The sequence below is a fragment of the Nocardiopsis halophila DSM 44494 genome, assembly GCF_000341245.1.
GTDB classification, from domain to species: domain Bacteria; phylum Actinomycetota; class Actinomycetes; order Streptosporangiales; family Streptosporangiaceae; genus Nocardiopsis_A; species Nocardiopsis_A halophila.
This window is the reverse complement of the sequence record NZ_ANAD01000070.1, coordinates 1-13,222: the sequence shown is the minus strand read 5'-3', so window position 1 is coordinate 13,222 and position 13,222 is coordinate 1. Positions and strand designations below refer to the sequence as shown.

The 13,222-nt window shown below is 76.5% G+C and carries 12 protein-coding genes, 1 tRNA gene and 1 pseudogene; 7 read left to right on the top strand and 7 right to left on the bottom strand.

Features of this window, described 5'->3' with window-relative positions:
• On the top strand, window positions 1–810 hold an 810-nt coding region (locus D450_RS0109180), incomplete at its 5' end, for a hypothetical protein (protein ID WP_241483104.1).
• Here the strand turns inward: D450_RS0109180 and D450_RS0109175 are convergent.
• The 3 genes from D450_RS0109175 to D450_RS0109165 all read right to left on the bottom strand — a co-directional run bounded on the left by D450_RS0109175 (window position 807) and on the right by D450_RS0109165 (window position 4,945).
• On the bottom strand, window positions 807–1,604 hold the full coding sequence (locus tag D450_RS0109175) for a protein phosphatase 2C domain-containing protein (protein ID WP_017538370.1): 798 nt from the start codon (window positions 1,602–1,604) through the stop codon (window positions 807–809). The genes D450_RS0109180 and D450_RS0109175 overlap by 4 nt on opposite strands.
• Window positions 1,605–1,631: 27 nt before the next feature.
• Complete coding sequence (locus D450_RS0109170; RefSeq protein ID WP_017538369.1) at window positions 1,632–3,155, bottom strand: peroxidase family protein; 1,524 nt, start codon at window positions 3,153–3,155, stop codon at window positions 1,632–1,634.
• A gap of 167 nt (window positions 3,156–3,322) precedes the next feature.
• Window positions 3,323–4,945, bottom strand: a complete 1,623-nt coding sequence (locus D450_RS0109165; RefSeq protein WP_152520819.1) for an FAD-binding oxidoreductase — start codon at window positions 4,943–4,945, stop codon at window positions 3,323–3,325.
• 17 nt (window positions 4,946–4,962) lie between these two features.
• On the opposite strand from D450_RS0109165, the gene D450_RS0109160 reads away from it, so the two are divergent.
• The 3 genes from D450_RS0109160 (at window position 4,963) to D450_RS0109150 (ending at window position 8,707) form a co-directional block, all read left to right on the top strand.
• Window positions 4,963–5,547 (top strand): TetR/AcrR family transcriptional regulator, encoded by a 585-nt coding sequence (locus tag D450_RS0109160; protein WP_017538367.1) that lies wholly within the window; start codon window positions 4,963–4,965, stop codon window positions 5,545–5,547.
• Window positions 5,544–7,112 carry a glycerol-3-phosphate dehydrogenase/oxidase gene (locus D450_RS0109155; protein ID WP_017538366.1) on the top strand — a complete coding sequence of 523 codons (1,569 nt, stop codon included), beginning with the start codon at window positions 5,544–5,546 and terminating at the stop codon, window positions 7,110–7,112. Before D450_RS0109160 ends, D450_RS0109155 begins: the two co-directional genes overlap by 4 nt.
• A 155-nt stretch (window positions 7,113–7,267) precedes the next feature.
• Window positions 7,268–8,707 (top strand): carboxylesterase/lipase family protein, encoded by a 1,440-nt coding sequence (locus tag D450_RS0109150; protein ID WP_017538365.1) that lies wholly within the window; start codon window positions 7,268–7,270, stop codon window positions 8,705–8,707.
• On the opposite strand, the gene D450_RS0109145 is transcribed toward D450_RS0109150, so the two are convergent.
• The gene (locus tag D450_RS0109145) at window positions 8,704–9,189 is read right to left on the bottom strand and encodes an inorganic diphosphatase (RefSeq protein WP_017538364.1); all 486 of its coding nucleotides are present in this window, start codon (window positions 9,187–9,189) and stop codon (window positions 8,704–8,706) included. The genes D450_RS0109150 and D450_RS0109145 overlap by 4 nt on opposite strands.
• 108 nt (window positions 9,190–9,297) lie before the next feature.
• Window positions 9,298–11,094 (bottom strand): gamma-glutamyltransferase family protein, encoded by a 1,797-nt coding sequence (locus D450_RS0109140; RefSeq protein ID WP_017538363.1) that lies wholly within the window; start codon window positions 11,092–11,094, stop codon window positions 9,298–9,300.
• 124 nt (window positions 11,095–11,218) lie between these two features.
• Here D450_RS0109140 and D450_RS0109135 point away from each other — a divergent pair, with 124 nt between their 5' ends.
• On the top strand, window positions 11,219–11,422 hold the full coding sequence (locus D450_RS0109135) for a hypothetical protein (RefSeq protein ID WP_017538362.1): 204 nt from the start codon (window positions 11,219–11,221) through the stop codon (window positions 11,420–11,422).
• Here the strand turns inward: D450_RS0109135 and D450_RS0109130 are convergent.
• Window positions 11,412–12,164, bottom strand: a complete 753-nt coding sequence (locus D450_RS0109130; protein ID WP_017538361.1) for a hypothetical protein — start codon at window positions 12,162–12,164, stop codon at window positions 11,412–11,414. The two genes, D450_RS0109135 and D450_RS0109130, sit on opposite strands and share 11 nt — an antisense overlap.
• A 93-nt stretch (window positions 12,165–12,257) precedes the next feature.
• Window positions 12,258–12,329, bottom strand: a tRNA-Arg gene (locus D450_RS0109125).
• Between the two features lie 110 nt (window positions 12,330–12,439).
• On the opposite strand from D450_RS0109125, the gene D450_RS0109120 reads away from it, so the two are divergent.
• Window positions 12,440–12,799: a response regulator transcription factor gene (locus tag D450_RS0109120; RefSeq protein WP_017538360.1), complete on the top strand. Its 360-nt coding sequence runs from the start codon at window positions 12,440–12,442 to the stop codon at window positions 12,797–12,799.
• A pseudogene (locus D450_RS0109115) lies at window positions 12,799–13,222 on the top strand (DALR anticodon-binding domain-containing protein); the annotation flags it as partial. The gene D450_RS0109120 and the pseudogene D450_RS0109115, both read left to right, overlap by 1 nt.

The window sequence follows — 13,222 nt, the reverse complement described above, 5'->3', positions numbered from 1 at the left end:
GGTGCCCCCGGCGGCCCCGGTGCCCCCGGCGGGCCGACGCCCCCGCCCGCAGGGCCTCCGCCCGGCGGCACGCCCCCTGGCCGGATGCCTCCCGGAGGGATGCCGCCAGGAGGGGCCGGGCAGCCCCCGAACCGCAAGGGGCTGCTCATCGGGCTGGCCGCGGGCGGCGCCGCGCTGGTGCTGGTCGCCGTCGTGACGGTCGTCATCCTGACCACCCGGACCGGCCCGGCCTACGCGGGCCTGCCCGGCTGCGACGACCTCCTGCCCGAGGACGCGCTGGCCCGCATCGGCGACCTGGAGGGCACGGAGGTCGACGAGAGCCCCGGCGGCCCCGAGAGCGGTGACGACGACGTCGTCCAGGCGCTGGGCTGCACCGGCGCGGGCGGCGGGGAGGAACCCGCCTTCGGTATGTGGGCCGAGCTCTTCGACCCGGCCACGCGCGACGACGGCTACCGCAAACCGGCCCGCTTCTTCGAGGACCAGGTGGAGGACCTCGACGACCAGCTGGAGGACCAGGAGGACGGCGGCTCGGGCTCCTCGGGCACCTCGGAGTCCGAGGATGAGCACAGCCGGGAGATCCTGGGCACCGAACCCATCTCCGTCGGCGACGAGCAGCGCGCCTTCGTGCTGAAGGACTCCTTCCTCGGCGAGGACTGGGAGTTCGGGACGGCGGTCTTCCGCACGTCCAACGTCATCGTCGGGGTGACCTACTACGGCGACGACGAAGAGGCCGAGGAGAAGGCCCGCCTCGCCGTGGAGCTGGCCGAGCAGGTCGACTCCGCGCTGAGGAGCGAGGCCGAGACCGCCTAAGCGCGCACCGGGTCGAGCCGCCCGAACAGCGCGGTCGCGTCGTCGTGGCGTTTGCCGGGGGAGGGCGGGGCGCCCTCCTCCTCGCCGCGCACCCACGTGATCAGCGCTTCGGGCCCCTCGTCCTCGGCGCACTTCCACACCCGGTCCCAGCCGTGGCCGAACCGCTCGGCCAGCCGTGGGCACCCGTCGGTGAGCAGGGCAACCCGCCGGTCCTCGCCGCCGTCCGGCGCGGCGGGGAAGGCGTGCACCCCGGTCAGCGCCTCGCGGGCGGCCTCGGGCCGGGAGCCGGCCACCCAGAACCCGCCCGGGGCGTTGCGCAGCGACCGCACCAGCCCCGGCGGGTAGGGGCGGCCCCCGGGCAGCCGGTCGAGGCGGTCGTCGGTGAGCACCCGCGGCGGGCCGCCCGGCACCGGGAGCAGCACCGCGGAGTCGGCCAGCACCAGGTACTCCAGCCCGCCGGGGACCGCGCGCACCGCCGCGACCGTGCTCGACGGGGCGTCCGGGTGGTCGGGGTCGCAGCCCGGCCCGTGCGCGGCCCGGGTGCGCACGGTGGCCTCCTCCAGCGCTCCGGCCAGCACCGCCCCCGGGGCGCTCCGGGCCGCCGGGACGCCCAGCAGCGCCGCCAGCTCGGCGGCCAGCCGCCGCACCGTCCAGCGCACCCCGTGCCGGCAGGCGTCGGCGGCCCCCGGCGGGGCGGTCGCGCCGTCCAGCACGAACGCCCAGCCGGCCCCCGCCGCGGCCACGTCCTCGTTGTGCGCGCCCGCCCCGGGGCGCGAGGCCCATGCGATGTCCACGCGGGCACTGTACGCGCCCGCCGGAGCTCAGACCTGGCGCAGCCCGAAGCCGGTGAAGGAGACCAGGTCGGGCATGGTGAAGTCGCCGGGGACCTGCGAGGGCAGCGTGGGCCGCCACCCCGGCTCGACCGCGAGGTAGGAGGCGGGGTCGGCGGCCATCAGGCCCAGCACCACCTCGGCGACGATCCGCCCGCCGACCGGCCCGAGGTGGCGGCCGCGGCACTGCACCTCGGCCTCGCGCAGCACGTAGAACCACAGCGGGGCCGGGCCCGGCCGGGGCAGGTCCAGCTCCTCGTCGGTGAGCGGGTCGGCGCCCATCGCCCGGGCCACCCCCTGGCCCGAGGGCAGGCCCAGACGCGCCCCGCGGGTCAGGTTGCGCTCGGCCAGCGAGGCCACCGTCGGCGCCACCTCCGGGGGCAGCTCCAGCAGCGGGGGCGCCAGCAGCGGGGCGACCGCCCGCGAGGGGGTGATCCGCTCGGCGTCCTTTCCGCTGATCGGGAAGAACCGGTCCCATTCCACCTGCCACTGGTCCGGCAGCGGGCGGAACCCGCCCAGGTGCGCCAGCGGGTCGGTCTCGGAGACGGGCGTGGGCACGAAGGTGGGCAGCGGCGGGACGGTGGTGTTGAACTTGTAGCCGGCCCGCACCAGGGAGTGGCCGAAGCGGTAGGCGGCCACCGAGAACTCCACCGGCATGAACGGGTTGCGCTTCCAGCCGAAGAAGCGCAGGCGCGGCTGCTCCACCGGGCGGCCGCCCCGGATCAGCGGCTCGCGGACCAGGACGTCGGCCAGCGTCCGCTCGCCGACGATCCGGCGCAGGAAGTCGTGCACCACCATCCACTGGTAGTGCCAGCGGACGGTGCGCTGGGCCAGGGCGAAGTCGTCCTCGCCGGGGCGCCGCTCCAGGCCCGGCAGGTCCTCCAGCAGCTCCAGCACCCGGTTGTGGAACAGGGCCATGGTCAGGTGCACCTGGCCGACCAGGATGTTCTCGTCGTTGCGCGGGTCGCCCAGCAGCGCGGTGCCCTGCGCCGAGCGGGGCAGGTCGAGCAGGTCGCCGCGGCGGTCCACGGCCAGCCGTCCCGAGCCGCCCGCCTCGTACAGGTAGGGCTGGTCGGCCGGGCCGCGGCCGTAGAGGCCGTCCAGGTCGAAGCGGGGGGTGCGGAAGTTGGTCAGGGCGTCCGGGTCGTCCCGGCGCTCCTGGATCCCGGAGGTGTCCAGGGTCAGGTCGTGGTCGACGAACTGGCCCAGGTAGGTGTAGCCGGCCGGGATGTCGGGGTTGTCGCGGGCCCGGTCCGGCGGCTGCGGGTCGGCCATCACCGCCGCGATCTCGGCGATCTCGTCCGGCCCGGGCACGAACGGCGGCAGCCGGCGGAACATCCGCCCGAAGCGCCCCTCGTGGGTGCGGGACTCGGGGACGTAGCCGAGCCCGCGCGGGACGTACCCGTGGGTGCGGGTGGGCGACTCCGGCTGCGGGAGGAGGTCCCCGGCCCCGGTGACCTCCACCGGCAGCTGTTCGGGCACGGTCGGCACGGTGGTGCTTCGGCGGCTCTCCATTGCGGCCCCTGCTTCCTCCCGGCACGGCGCCGTGCCGGGGACGGGAGTGGCGGCNCCCCCCCCCCCCCCGCCTCTGGTACCCGTGACACTCACCGCGCGGGCGCCCCCTGGCAATACGGATGGCCGTTCCCGGCACCGCCGTGACCGCACCCGGTCAAGAGCCCAGGTCAGTCGGCCCGGGGCGGAACGAGCTTGCCGGGGTTCAGGATGCCCTCGGGGTCCAGGCGCTCCTTGACGGCGCGCAGCACCTCGGCCCCCAGGGGGCCGATCTCGGACTCCATCCACGGCAGGTGGTCGGTGCCCACGGCGTGGTGGTGGCTGATGGTCCCGCCGTTGGCCGCGATCGCGTCGCCGGCCGCGCGCTTGGCCCGCTCCCACCGCGCCGGCGGGTCGTCCCCGGCGGCGGTGACCACGGTGAAGTACAGCGAGGCGCCCTCGGGATAGGTGTGCGAGATGTGGCAGAGCACCACCGCGTCGCCCTCCCGGCCCTTGAGGGCCTCGGAGACCGCCTCCGACGTCGCGCGGTAGAGCGGCAGGAGGCCGGCCCACGTGGCGGCGGTCTCCAGGGTCTCGGCGAGGACGCCCGCCGAGAGCAGGGTGTCGCGCAGGTAGGGGGCGTGGAAGCGGGAGTCGCGCCAGTCGGCGACCGGCCCGGAGCCCAGCGGGGTCCCGCCCGCCTCGCCCAGGAGGCGCGCGCACGCGGCGCGGCGGGCCTCCACGTCCTCGGCGTCCCCGTCGAACCCGACCACCGCCAGGCAGCCGGGGGCGGCCTCCTTGTCGGACAGGGCGGCGTTGACGAAGGTCTCGGTCTCGTCGGACAGGCGGGCCGTGGTCGGGCGCAGCGGGGACCGGGCCAGCGCGCGCAGGGCGGCGGCGCCCTCGGCGAAGCCGGGGAAGGCCCACGCCTCGTCGTGGCGGGCCGCGGGCACCGGGCGCACCCGCACCGTCACCTCGGTGATCACCCCGAAGGCGCCCTCGGAGCCGAGCAGCAGCTGGCGCAGGTCGGGGCCGGCCGCCGAGGCGGGGGCGCGCCCGAGTTCCAGGGTGCCGCGCGGGGTGGCGGCCTTGAGGGCCAGCACCATGGCGTCGAACCGGCCGTAGCCGGAGGAGGCCTGGCCGCTGGAGCGGGTCGCCGCGTAGCCGCCGATGGTGGCGTACTCATAGCTCTGCGGCAGGTGGCCCAGCGTGTACCCGTGCGCCGCCAGCAGCTCCTCGGCCTCCGGGGTGCGCAGGCCCGCCTGGAGGACGGCGGTCCCCGACTCGGCGTCGATCCGCACCAGCCGGTCCATCTCGCGCAGGTCCAGGGCGACGACGGCGGAGAACGGCCCGCGCAGCGGGGCGACGCCGCCCACCACGCTGGTCCCGCCGCCGAACGGCACCACCGCGACCCGGTGCACCGCGCAGGCGGCCAGCACCGCCTCCACCTCCTCGTGCGTGCCGGGCAGCACCACCGCGTCCGGCGCCCGAACGCCGCGCCCGGCGCGCATCCGCAGCAGGTCGGGGGTGGACTTGCCGGCGGCGTGCCGCAGCCGCGCGGCGCGGTCGGAGCGCACCCGGGAGCCGTCCCCGCCGAGCGCGGCGGCCAGGGCGTCCCGGGCGGGGCCGGGCAGCTCCGGCTCGGGCAGGCGCACCTCCTCCTCGGGCACCGGCGGCAGGTCGCGCAGCTCGGCGCCGAGGGTCCGGGCGATCAGCTCGCGCACGTGCGGGGCGAGGGGCGCGGCGCGGTCCTCATCGCCCCAGGCGTACCAGGACATCGCACCGGTGCGGGCGGTGGGTCGCTGCATGCTCATGGCGTACAGTTTTACATATGACGTCAAGACGTAACGTTGAGGACGCGGTCCTGGACGCCGCCCGCGCCTGCGTCGAGGCCTTCGGCATCCGCCGCACCACCCTGACCGACGTGGCCCGCAGGGCGGGGGTGAGCCGCCCGACCGTCTACCGGCGCTGGCCGGACGTCACCGCCCTTGTGGCCGACCTGCTCACCCGCGAGCTGCTGGCGCTGCTCGACCGGGCCGGCGAACAGGGCGGGGGCACCGCCCGGGAGCGCCTCACCGCCCAGGCCGACGGGCTGATGCGCCGGGCCCTGCGGCACCCGCTGTTCACCCGGATCATCGACCACGAGCCCGAGACCATGGCCGTCTACGCCTTCCAGCGCCTGGGCACCAGCCAGTTCGCCGCCCTGGACCTGCTGCGCACCGGAATCGAGGACGGGCAGGCCGACGGGTCGATCCGCGGGGGCGACCCCGAGGCCCTCGCGCGGGTCGTGCTGCTGTCGGTGCAGGGACTGATGACCTCGCGCCGCCTCACCGAGGACGTGCTGGACGAGGACGCGCTGGTCGCCGAGGCGCGCCGGCTCCTCGACGGCTACCTGGCGCCGGAGGGGGACCGATGAGCGGGGCGGACCGGCCGCGGGTGGACCCGGCGACGGTGCTCGACGCGGCGCGGCGCCGGGCGGACCTCGACGCCCTGGCCTCCGGCGGCGAGCCGGACCTCCTGGTGGTCGGCGCGGGGGTGACCGGTGCGGGGACGGCGCTCGACGCCGCCGCGCGGGGGCTGAGGGTCGCCCTCGTCGAGCGGGGCGACCTGGCGCACGGCACCAGCAGGTGGAGCTCCAAGCTCGTGCACGGCGGGCTGCGCTACCTCGCCAAGGGGCAGATCGGTGTGGCGGTCGAGAGCGCGCGCGAACGCGGCGTGCTCATGGAGACCACCGCACCCCACCTGGTGCGGACACTGCCGATGGTGATCCCCCTGCACGAGGGCGTGGACACCGCGCACGCGGCCGCCGCCCGTACCGGAATGGCCGTCGGGGACGTGCTCCGCGCGGCGGCCGGGACCGACCGCCGCGCGCTGCCGCGATCGCGCAGGCTCACCGTCGAGCAGACCCTGCGGCTGCTCCCCGGGGTCCGCCGCGAAGGGCTGCGCGGAGGGCTGCTCTCCTTCGACGGGCAGCTCACCGACGACGCGCGGCTGGTCGTGGCCCTGGCGCGGACCGCCGCCGGCCTCGGGGCCGGGGTCGTCACCCGCTGCGCGGCCGAACGGCTGGGCGGCGACGGCGCGGTCCTGCGCGACCTGCGGACGGGGCGCAGGATCGAGGTCGCGGCGCGCGCGGTGGTCAACGCCACGGGCGTCTACGCGGGCGAGCTCGTCCCCCAGGTGCGGCTGCGGCCGAGCCGGGGCACGCACGCGGTCCTGCGCGCGGAGTCCGTGGGGCGGCCCAAGGCGGCGCTGATGGTGCCGGTGCCGGGGACGGCCAACCGGTTCGTGTTCGCGCTGCCGCAGCCGGACGGGCGGGTGTTCGCGGGTCTGACCGACGAGCCGGTGGACGGACCGCTCCCGGAGGTGCCGCAGGCCCCGGAGGGCGACGTCGACTTCCTGCTGGAGGTGCTCAACCGGGCGCTGGGGACGGCGCTCGGGCGGGCGGACGTGGCCGGAGCCTACGCGGGGCTGCGGCCGCTGCTGGAGGGCCGGGGCGGCACCAGCGCGGACCTGTCCCGGAGCCATGCGGTGATCCGGTCGGCCGAGGGCGTGCTCACGGTCGTCGGGGGCAAGCTGACGACCTACCGGAGGATGGCCGAGGAGGCGGTGGACGCGGCCGTCGGGGCGGCGGGGCTGGCGGCGGGGGCGTGCAGGACGCGCGCGCTGCCGCTGGTCGGCGCGGCGCCGCGGGCCGTGCTCGATGCGGTGGACGCCCCCAGGAGGATGATCGCCCGCTACGGCACCGAGGCCCCCGCGGTCGTGGCGGCGGCCGGCGGCGACCCGGAGATGCTGCGCCCCGTCGCGGCGGGGGTGACCCCGGCGGAGATGCGCTTCGCCGTCGAGGCGGAAGGGGCGCTGGACGCGGAGGACGTCCTGGACCGCCGCACCCGGCTGGGCCTCGTGGCCGAGGACCGCGAGGCGGCCCGCCCGGCGGCCGAGGCGGCGGTGGCACGGGCCGGGGAGGCGGACCCCCGCCGGTAGCGCCAGCGGAGGGTCCCGTGCGTTCGCATGATCCCCGGTGGGTCGGCATTCCTGTCCGGAACAGGTCACCCCTAGGGCTTTCGCCCTATTGACTCCCTTCCGGGGGCTCCGTAGGACGGGTGAGGACCGGAGGGAACGCGGGAGGGGAGCCGATCATGCAGCCGGTGGTGGACACCGTCACCGGGCGGGTACGGGGCGCCTTCGACGGCGGGTCCGACGGCGGGGTCGCGGTCTTCCGCGGGATCCCCTACGCCGCGCCCCCGGTGGGGGAGTTGCGGTTCCGGCCCCCGCGCCACCCCGCCCCCTGGGACGACGTCCGGGACGCCGCCGCCCCCGGCGGCGACCCCCTCGTCCTCGACGTGTGGACGCCCGACCCGGGGGCGGGCGGGCTGCCCGTCATGGTGTGGATCCCCGGCCCCGGCCTCCGGGACGGCGCCGGCCCCGACCCGGTCTGTGCGGCCGCGGCGCTGGCCCGGGAGGGCGTCGTCGCCGTCTCCCTGACCTACCGGACCGGTGCCGAGGGCTTCGCGCTGCTCGACGGCGGCACCCCCAACGCCGGGCTGCTCGACCAGGTCCAGGCCCTGGAGTGGGTGCGCGACAACATCGACCGGTTCGGCGGCGACCCCGGCAAGGTCACGGTCTTCGGCCACGCCGGCGGCGCCATGAGCGCGGTCGCCCTCATGACCGCACCGCGCGCCCGCGGGCTGTTCCGCCGGGTGATCGCCCAGTCCGGCGCCGGGCACCACGCCCTGCGGGCCGAGGACGCGCGCCGCGTCGCCGACCGGCTGGCCCGCCGTGCAGGGGCGCGGTCCGCCTCCGCCGCCGCGCTGTCCCGGGTGCCGCCCGACGTGCTGGCACGGGCCGCGTCCGCGATCGCCGCCGAGTTCGAGGGCGGCCCCGACCCGCGGGTGTGGGGCGAGCGGCTGTCCCACCCGGCGGCCCTGCCGTTCGCGCCGGTCGTCGACGGCGAACTGCTCGCCCGCCGCCCCGTCGACGGGCTGCGCGCGGGCGAGGGCGCCGAGGTGGACCTGCTCATCGGCACCGCTGCCGAGGAGTACCGGCGCTTCCTGGTGCCCGCCGGGGCGCACCGCGCCGCCGGGGAGCGGGAGCTGGGCGAGACCGTCTCCCGCCTGGGGCTGGAGGCCAAGGCCGCCGGGGTCTACGCCGCCGAGCACCCCGGCTGCGCGGGCGACGCGCTCGCCGCGCTGCTCGGCGACGCGTTCTACCGCATCCCGGCCTACCGGGTGCTCGAGGCCCGGTCCCGGGTGGGCGTGCGCGCCTTCGGCTACGAGTTCGCCTGGCGCTCGCCCCGCTTCGGCGGCGAGCTGGGCGCCTGCCACGGCGTCGAGCTGCCGTTCCTGTTCGGCACCCTCTCCCGCGCCGAAGGGCTGGTCGGCGCCGGTCCGCCGGAGCGGCTCTCCGGCGAGGTGCGCTCGGCCTGGGTGCGCTTCGCCCGCACCGGCGACCCGGGGTGGACGCCGTGGAACCCGGTGGGCCGGCCGGTGTGGAGGTTCGCCGACCCGTACTCGTCGCTGGTGGAGGACCCCGGGGCGGAGACCCGGCGGCTCTGGGACGCGGTCCCGGCCACGCGCTAGACGGGGGCGCCCGCGCGCCGCCGGGCGTCCTCGATGGCCTCGATCGCGGCACTGCGGGCCTGCCAGCCGCGTACCTCCGAGCTCTTGCCCGGCTCCAGCAGCTTGTAGATCTCGAAGAAGTGGGTGATCTCCCGGCGCTGGAACTCGGGCAGGTCCTTCAGGTCGCGCACGTGCTCCAGGCGCGGGTCCTCGGCCGGCATGCACAGCACCTTGGCGTCGGGCCCCTTCTCGTCACGCATCCAGAACACGGCCACCGGCCGCACCCGCACCACGCAGCCGGGGAACGACGGCTGCTCCAGCGGCACCATCGCGTCCAGCGGGTCGCCGTCCTCGGCCAGCGTCCCCGGGAAGTAGCCGTAGTCGGCCGGGTACTGGGTCGAGGTGAACAGCGTCCGGTCCAAGCGGATCCGGCCCGACCCGTGGTCCATCTCGTACTTGTTCCGCGACCCCTGCGGGATCTCCACGACCATGTCCAGGTGCATGCGCGCTCCTTCCGGCCCGGGCGGTGCCCGACGATCCGGCCCCTACCCGTTCGGCGGCCCGGTGATGCCCCACCGGGCCCGGGGACCCCACGCGTCCCCGCGTGGCCGCTACCGGCCGACCGCGTACCCCTGGGCGCCGCGCGGGTCGGCGGCGGCGCGCAGCAGGCCGGTGCCCGGGTCGCGGACCACCGCGCACACCCGGCCCAGCGTCCACGGCCCCGACACGGCGACCCGGTGGCCGCGCCGGCGCAGTTCGGCGATGGCGTCCGCGCCCAGGCGGTCCTCCACCACCAGCTCGCCCGAGGCTATCTCGCGCGGATAGAAGGAGGAGGGCAGGGCGTTGGTGTGGAACATGGGCGCGTCGACCGCCGCCTGCAGGTCGGTCTCCAGGGGGCGCGCCCCGCCGTGCACCAGGCGCAGGAAGAGCGTCAGCGACCACTGGTCCTGCTGGTCGCCGCCGGGGGTGCCCAGCGCCGCCACCGGCTCCCCGCCCCGGGTGACCAGCGTCGGGGAGAGCGTCGTGCGGGGGCGCTTGCGCGGGGCGACGGCGCTGGGGGAACGCGGGTCGAGCCAGAACATCTGGCCACGGGTGCCCAGCGGGAAGCCGAGCCCGGGGACGACGGGGGAGCTGGCCAGCCACCCGCCGGAAGGGGTGGCCGCCACCGCGTTGCCGGCGGCGTCGACCACGTCCAGGTGGCAGGTGTCGCCGCGCTGCACGCCGGAGCGGTCCACGGTCGGCTCGCCGCCGGCCCGGTCGGCGGCGGTCGCGGCGGCCTCGAAGCTCAGGTCGGGCAGGTACGGGGCGCGGCCGCCGGGGGAGCCGGGGCGCAGCTCCAGGGAGGCCTCGGCCCCGACCAGTGCGGCGCGCTCGGCCGCGTACCCGGGAGAGAGCAGGGCGTCCAGGGGGACGTCGGTGAAGCGGGGGTCGCCGTAGTGCGCCTCGCGGTCGGCGAAGCCGAGCTTGGCGGCCTCGGTGACCAGGTGGACGAAGTCGGCGGAGAGCGGGTCGGCGTCCCCGGTGCCCAGGGCCTCGGCCAGGCGGAGCTGCTGGAGGAAGACCGGGCCCTGGCCCCAGGGGCCGGTCTTGTGCACGGTCAGGCCGTTGTACTCCAGGGAGGCGGTCTCCTCGTACGTCGCGCTCCAGCACGCCAGGTCGTCGCCGGTGAGCAGGGCGCGCTGGGGCTCGCCGGTGCCGCCGGGCGGCGGGTCGGCGAGGAAGTCGACGATCGCCTGGGCGACGAACCCCTCCCGCCAGACGCGGCGGGCGGCGTCGTAGACCCCTTCCCGGCCGCGGGCGGCGGCCTCGGCCTCGGTGAGCAGGCGCTCGTAGGCGTCGGCGAGGACGGGGTTGCGGTGCAGGCCGCGGGGGGAGGGCACCGCGCCGCCGCGGTCCAGCCACACCCGGGCGGAGGTGGGCCAGTGCTCCAGGAAGATGTCGCGCACCCCGGCGATCTTGTCGGTGATCTGCGGGAGCAGCGGGTAGCCGGAGCGGGCGTAGCCGATGGCGGGCCAGAGCAGGTCGCGCAGCGGAAGGGTGCCGTGGTCGCGGGCGAGCAGCGCCCAGGCGTCGAACGCGCCGGGCACGCACGCCGGCAGTACGCCGCTGCCGGGGATGCGCTCCGCGTCCCCGAACGCCTCGGGGGTGGCGGCTGCGGGGGAGGGGCCCTGGCCGCAGAGCACGGCGGGGCGCTCCCCGGCGGCCTGGAAGACGATGGGCACCTCGCCGCCGGGCCCGTTGAGGTGGGGCTCGACCACCTGGAGGGTGAATCCCGCGGCCACGGCGGCGTCGAAGGCGTTGCCGCCGCGCTCCAGCACGGACATCCCCACGGCGCTGGCGATCCAGTGGGTCGACGCGACCATCCCGAAGGTCCCGCGCACCTCGGGCCTGGTGGTGAATCCGCTCATCCGGCCGTCCCTCCGTCCGCTCGTGTGATCTCGTACACGGTATACGGATGGTCGTCGAACGGAAGGGGCGCCCCCGAAGGGCGTAACGTGATCCGCCGTCCCTACCGAGGCGGAACGGGGAGAGATGACCGACGAGTCCGGATCCACGGTGGCCCTGCGCGGGGGCGGGACGCTGTCCTGCCTGGTCTGCGGGAACGACACCTTCCATGAGCGCCGGTGGCAGCTGAACACCGCCGGTGCGACCTTCTTCGACGTGGACTTCCTCAACCAGAGCGCGACATGCTACGTCTGCTCCCGGTGCCGGCACATCCACTGGTTCAATCTCTGAGGTCCGTGCCGGGGGCGCTCTCCTCGACCCATTCGGGCGGCGTGTAGGTGGCATAGACCCAGGCCGTGAGCGTCATCAGGACGGCGAGCACCGACCAGACCAGGAGCACGCCCCACCACCGGTCCTGCAGGTCGCCCAGGAACATCGGCATGATGAGCCCGGCCACCGGCAGGGCCAGGCCGAGTCCCAGGGCGGCCGCCATCGGCCTGGTCGGCGCCCGGCGGCGCACCAGCCGCAGGGCGCACACCGCGGTCACCACCAGCCCGCCCGGCGCGAGGACGAGCGCGAGGAACAGGGAGTTGCGGCGCTGGTCGACCGGGTAGTGGCCGGTGCGCCCGGGGTCGCCCCCGGCGGTGATCTCCCGCGGCAGCCCGCGCCAGACGGTGCCGGTCACCTTCTGTCCCTCCTCCAGGCGGCGCAGTATCGACCGGGGAGCGTGGGTGCGCGTCTGGAAGCGGGGGTCGTCCACGGCGGTGAGGGTGAGCTCGTTCCGGGCCCCCCGTCCCCGCTCGGTGACGATGTCGGAGGCGGTGAACTCCTGCTCCCACAGGCAGTCGGCCGGCCCCCCGGGCGGGGAGGCGCAGGGCTCGGCCTCCAGGTAGGCCCGGTTCTCCCGGTCCCCGTCGGGGAGGTTCACGGCCAGGTCATAGGCCGAGCCGCCCAGCATGGCCAGCCCGCAGGCCAGGGCGAGGACGCTGGCGACGGCGCTGCGCAGGATCCGGGAGGGGGCGACGGGGAGCATGTCCCGATTGTCCCAGTGGCGGCAAAAGAAAGACCAGCGGGTGCCGAAGCATTCCCGCTGGTCGTAGTGCGGCCCTGAGCGGCCGCTGCGATGTGCCCCCTGGAGGATTCGAACCTCCGCACCCGGCTCCGGAGGCCGGTGCTCTATCCCCTGAGCTAAGGGGGCGCGCTGCGTGGACAACTCTAGCAGCACTCCGAGGGTGGATCGTGCGAAACGGCCGCGCGGCCGATGGGGCGGGCGCTAGTCTCGCCAGCGTGGGAGATGCGGTTGCTCGGGTGCTGGTGGTCGACGACAACGAGGTCATCAGGCAGCTCATAGCGGTGAACCTGCAGCTCGAAGGGTTCGAGGTGCACCAGGCCGTCGACGGCCGCGACTGCCTGGAGCGGGCCGAGGAGGTGCGCCCGCACGTGATCACCCTCGATGTGATGATGCCGCGGCTCGACGGCTGGGTCACCGCCACCCGCCTGCGCGAGAACGCGGGGACCCGCGAGGCCAAGGTCGTGCTCATCACCGCCCGCGCCCAGGGCGAGGACCTGCGGCGCGGCGAGGAGCTGGGCGTCGACGCCTACCTCACCAAGCCCTTCGACCCGAACGAGCTCATCGGGACCGTCCGCGAACTCGCCGGGGCCGTCTGATGGCGCTCCCCTCCGCCGCCCCCTGGGAGGTCGACGCGGCCGTGCGCCGTGCCGCCGCGGACGCGCTCGGGGCCGACCCCCGCGCCCTCCCGCCGGCCGACCCCCGGCGGGAGAAGGGCACGCTCCGGCTCACCTCGGCCCTCGCCCTCCGCCTGGCCAAGGGCGCCGGCACCGGCCCCGAGCGCCTGGCCCGCGGCATCGCCGCCCGGCTCGAAGGCGAGGACGGCATCGCCCGCGCGAGCGCTGCCGCCGACGGCCGCCTCACCCTCGAACCCGAGCCCGCCCTGTTCGGCGCCCTGGTGCGCACCGCCCGCAACGGCGCCTTCCACCTCGGCGCGGGCCGGCACCGGGCCTTCCCGGAGCCCGGCGCCCCCGATGCCCCCGACTGGGCCCTGACCGACCTGTGCGGCCTTCCCGCACCGG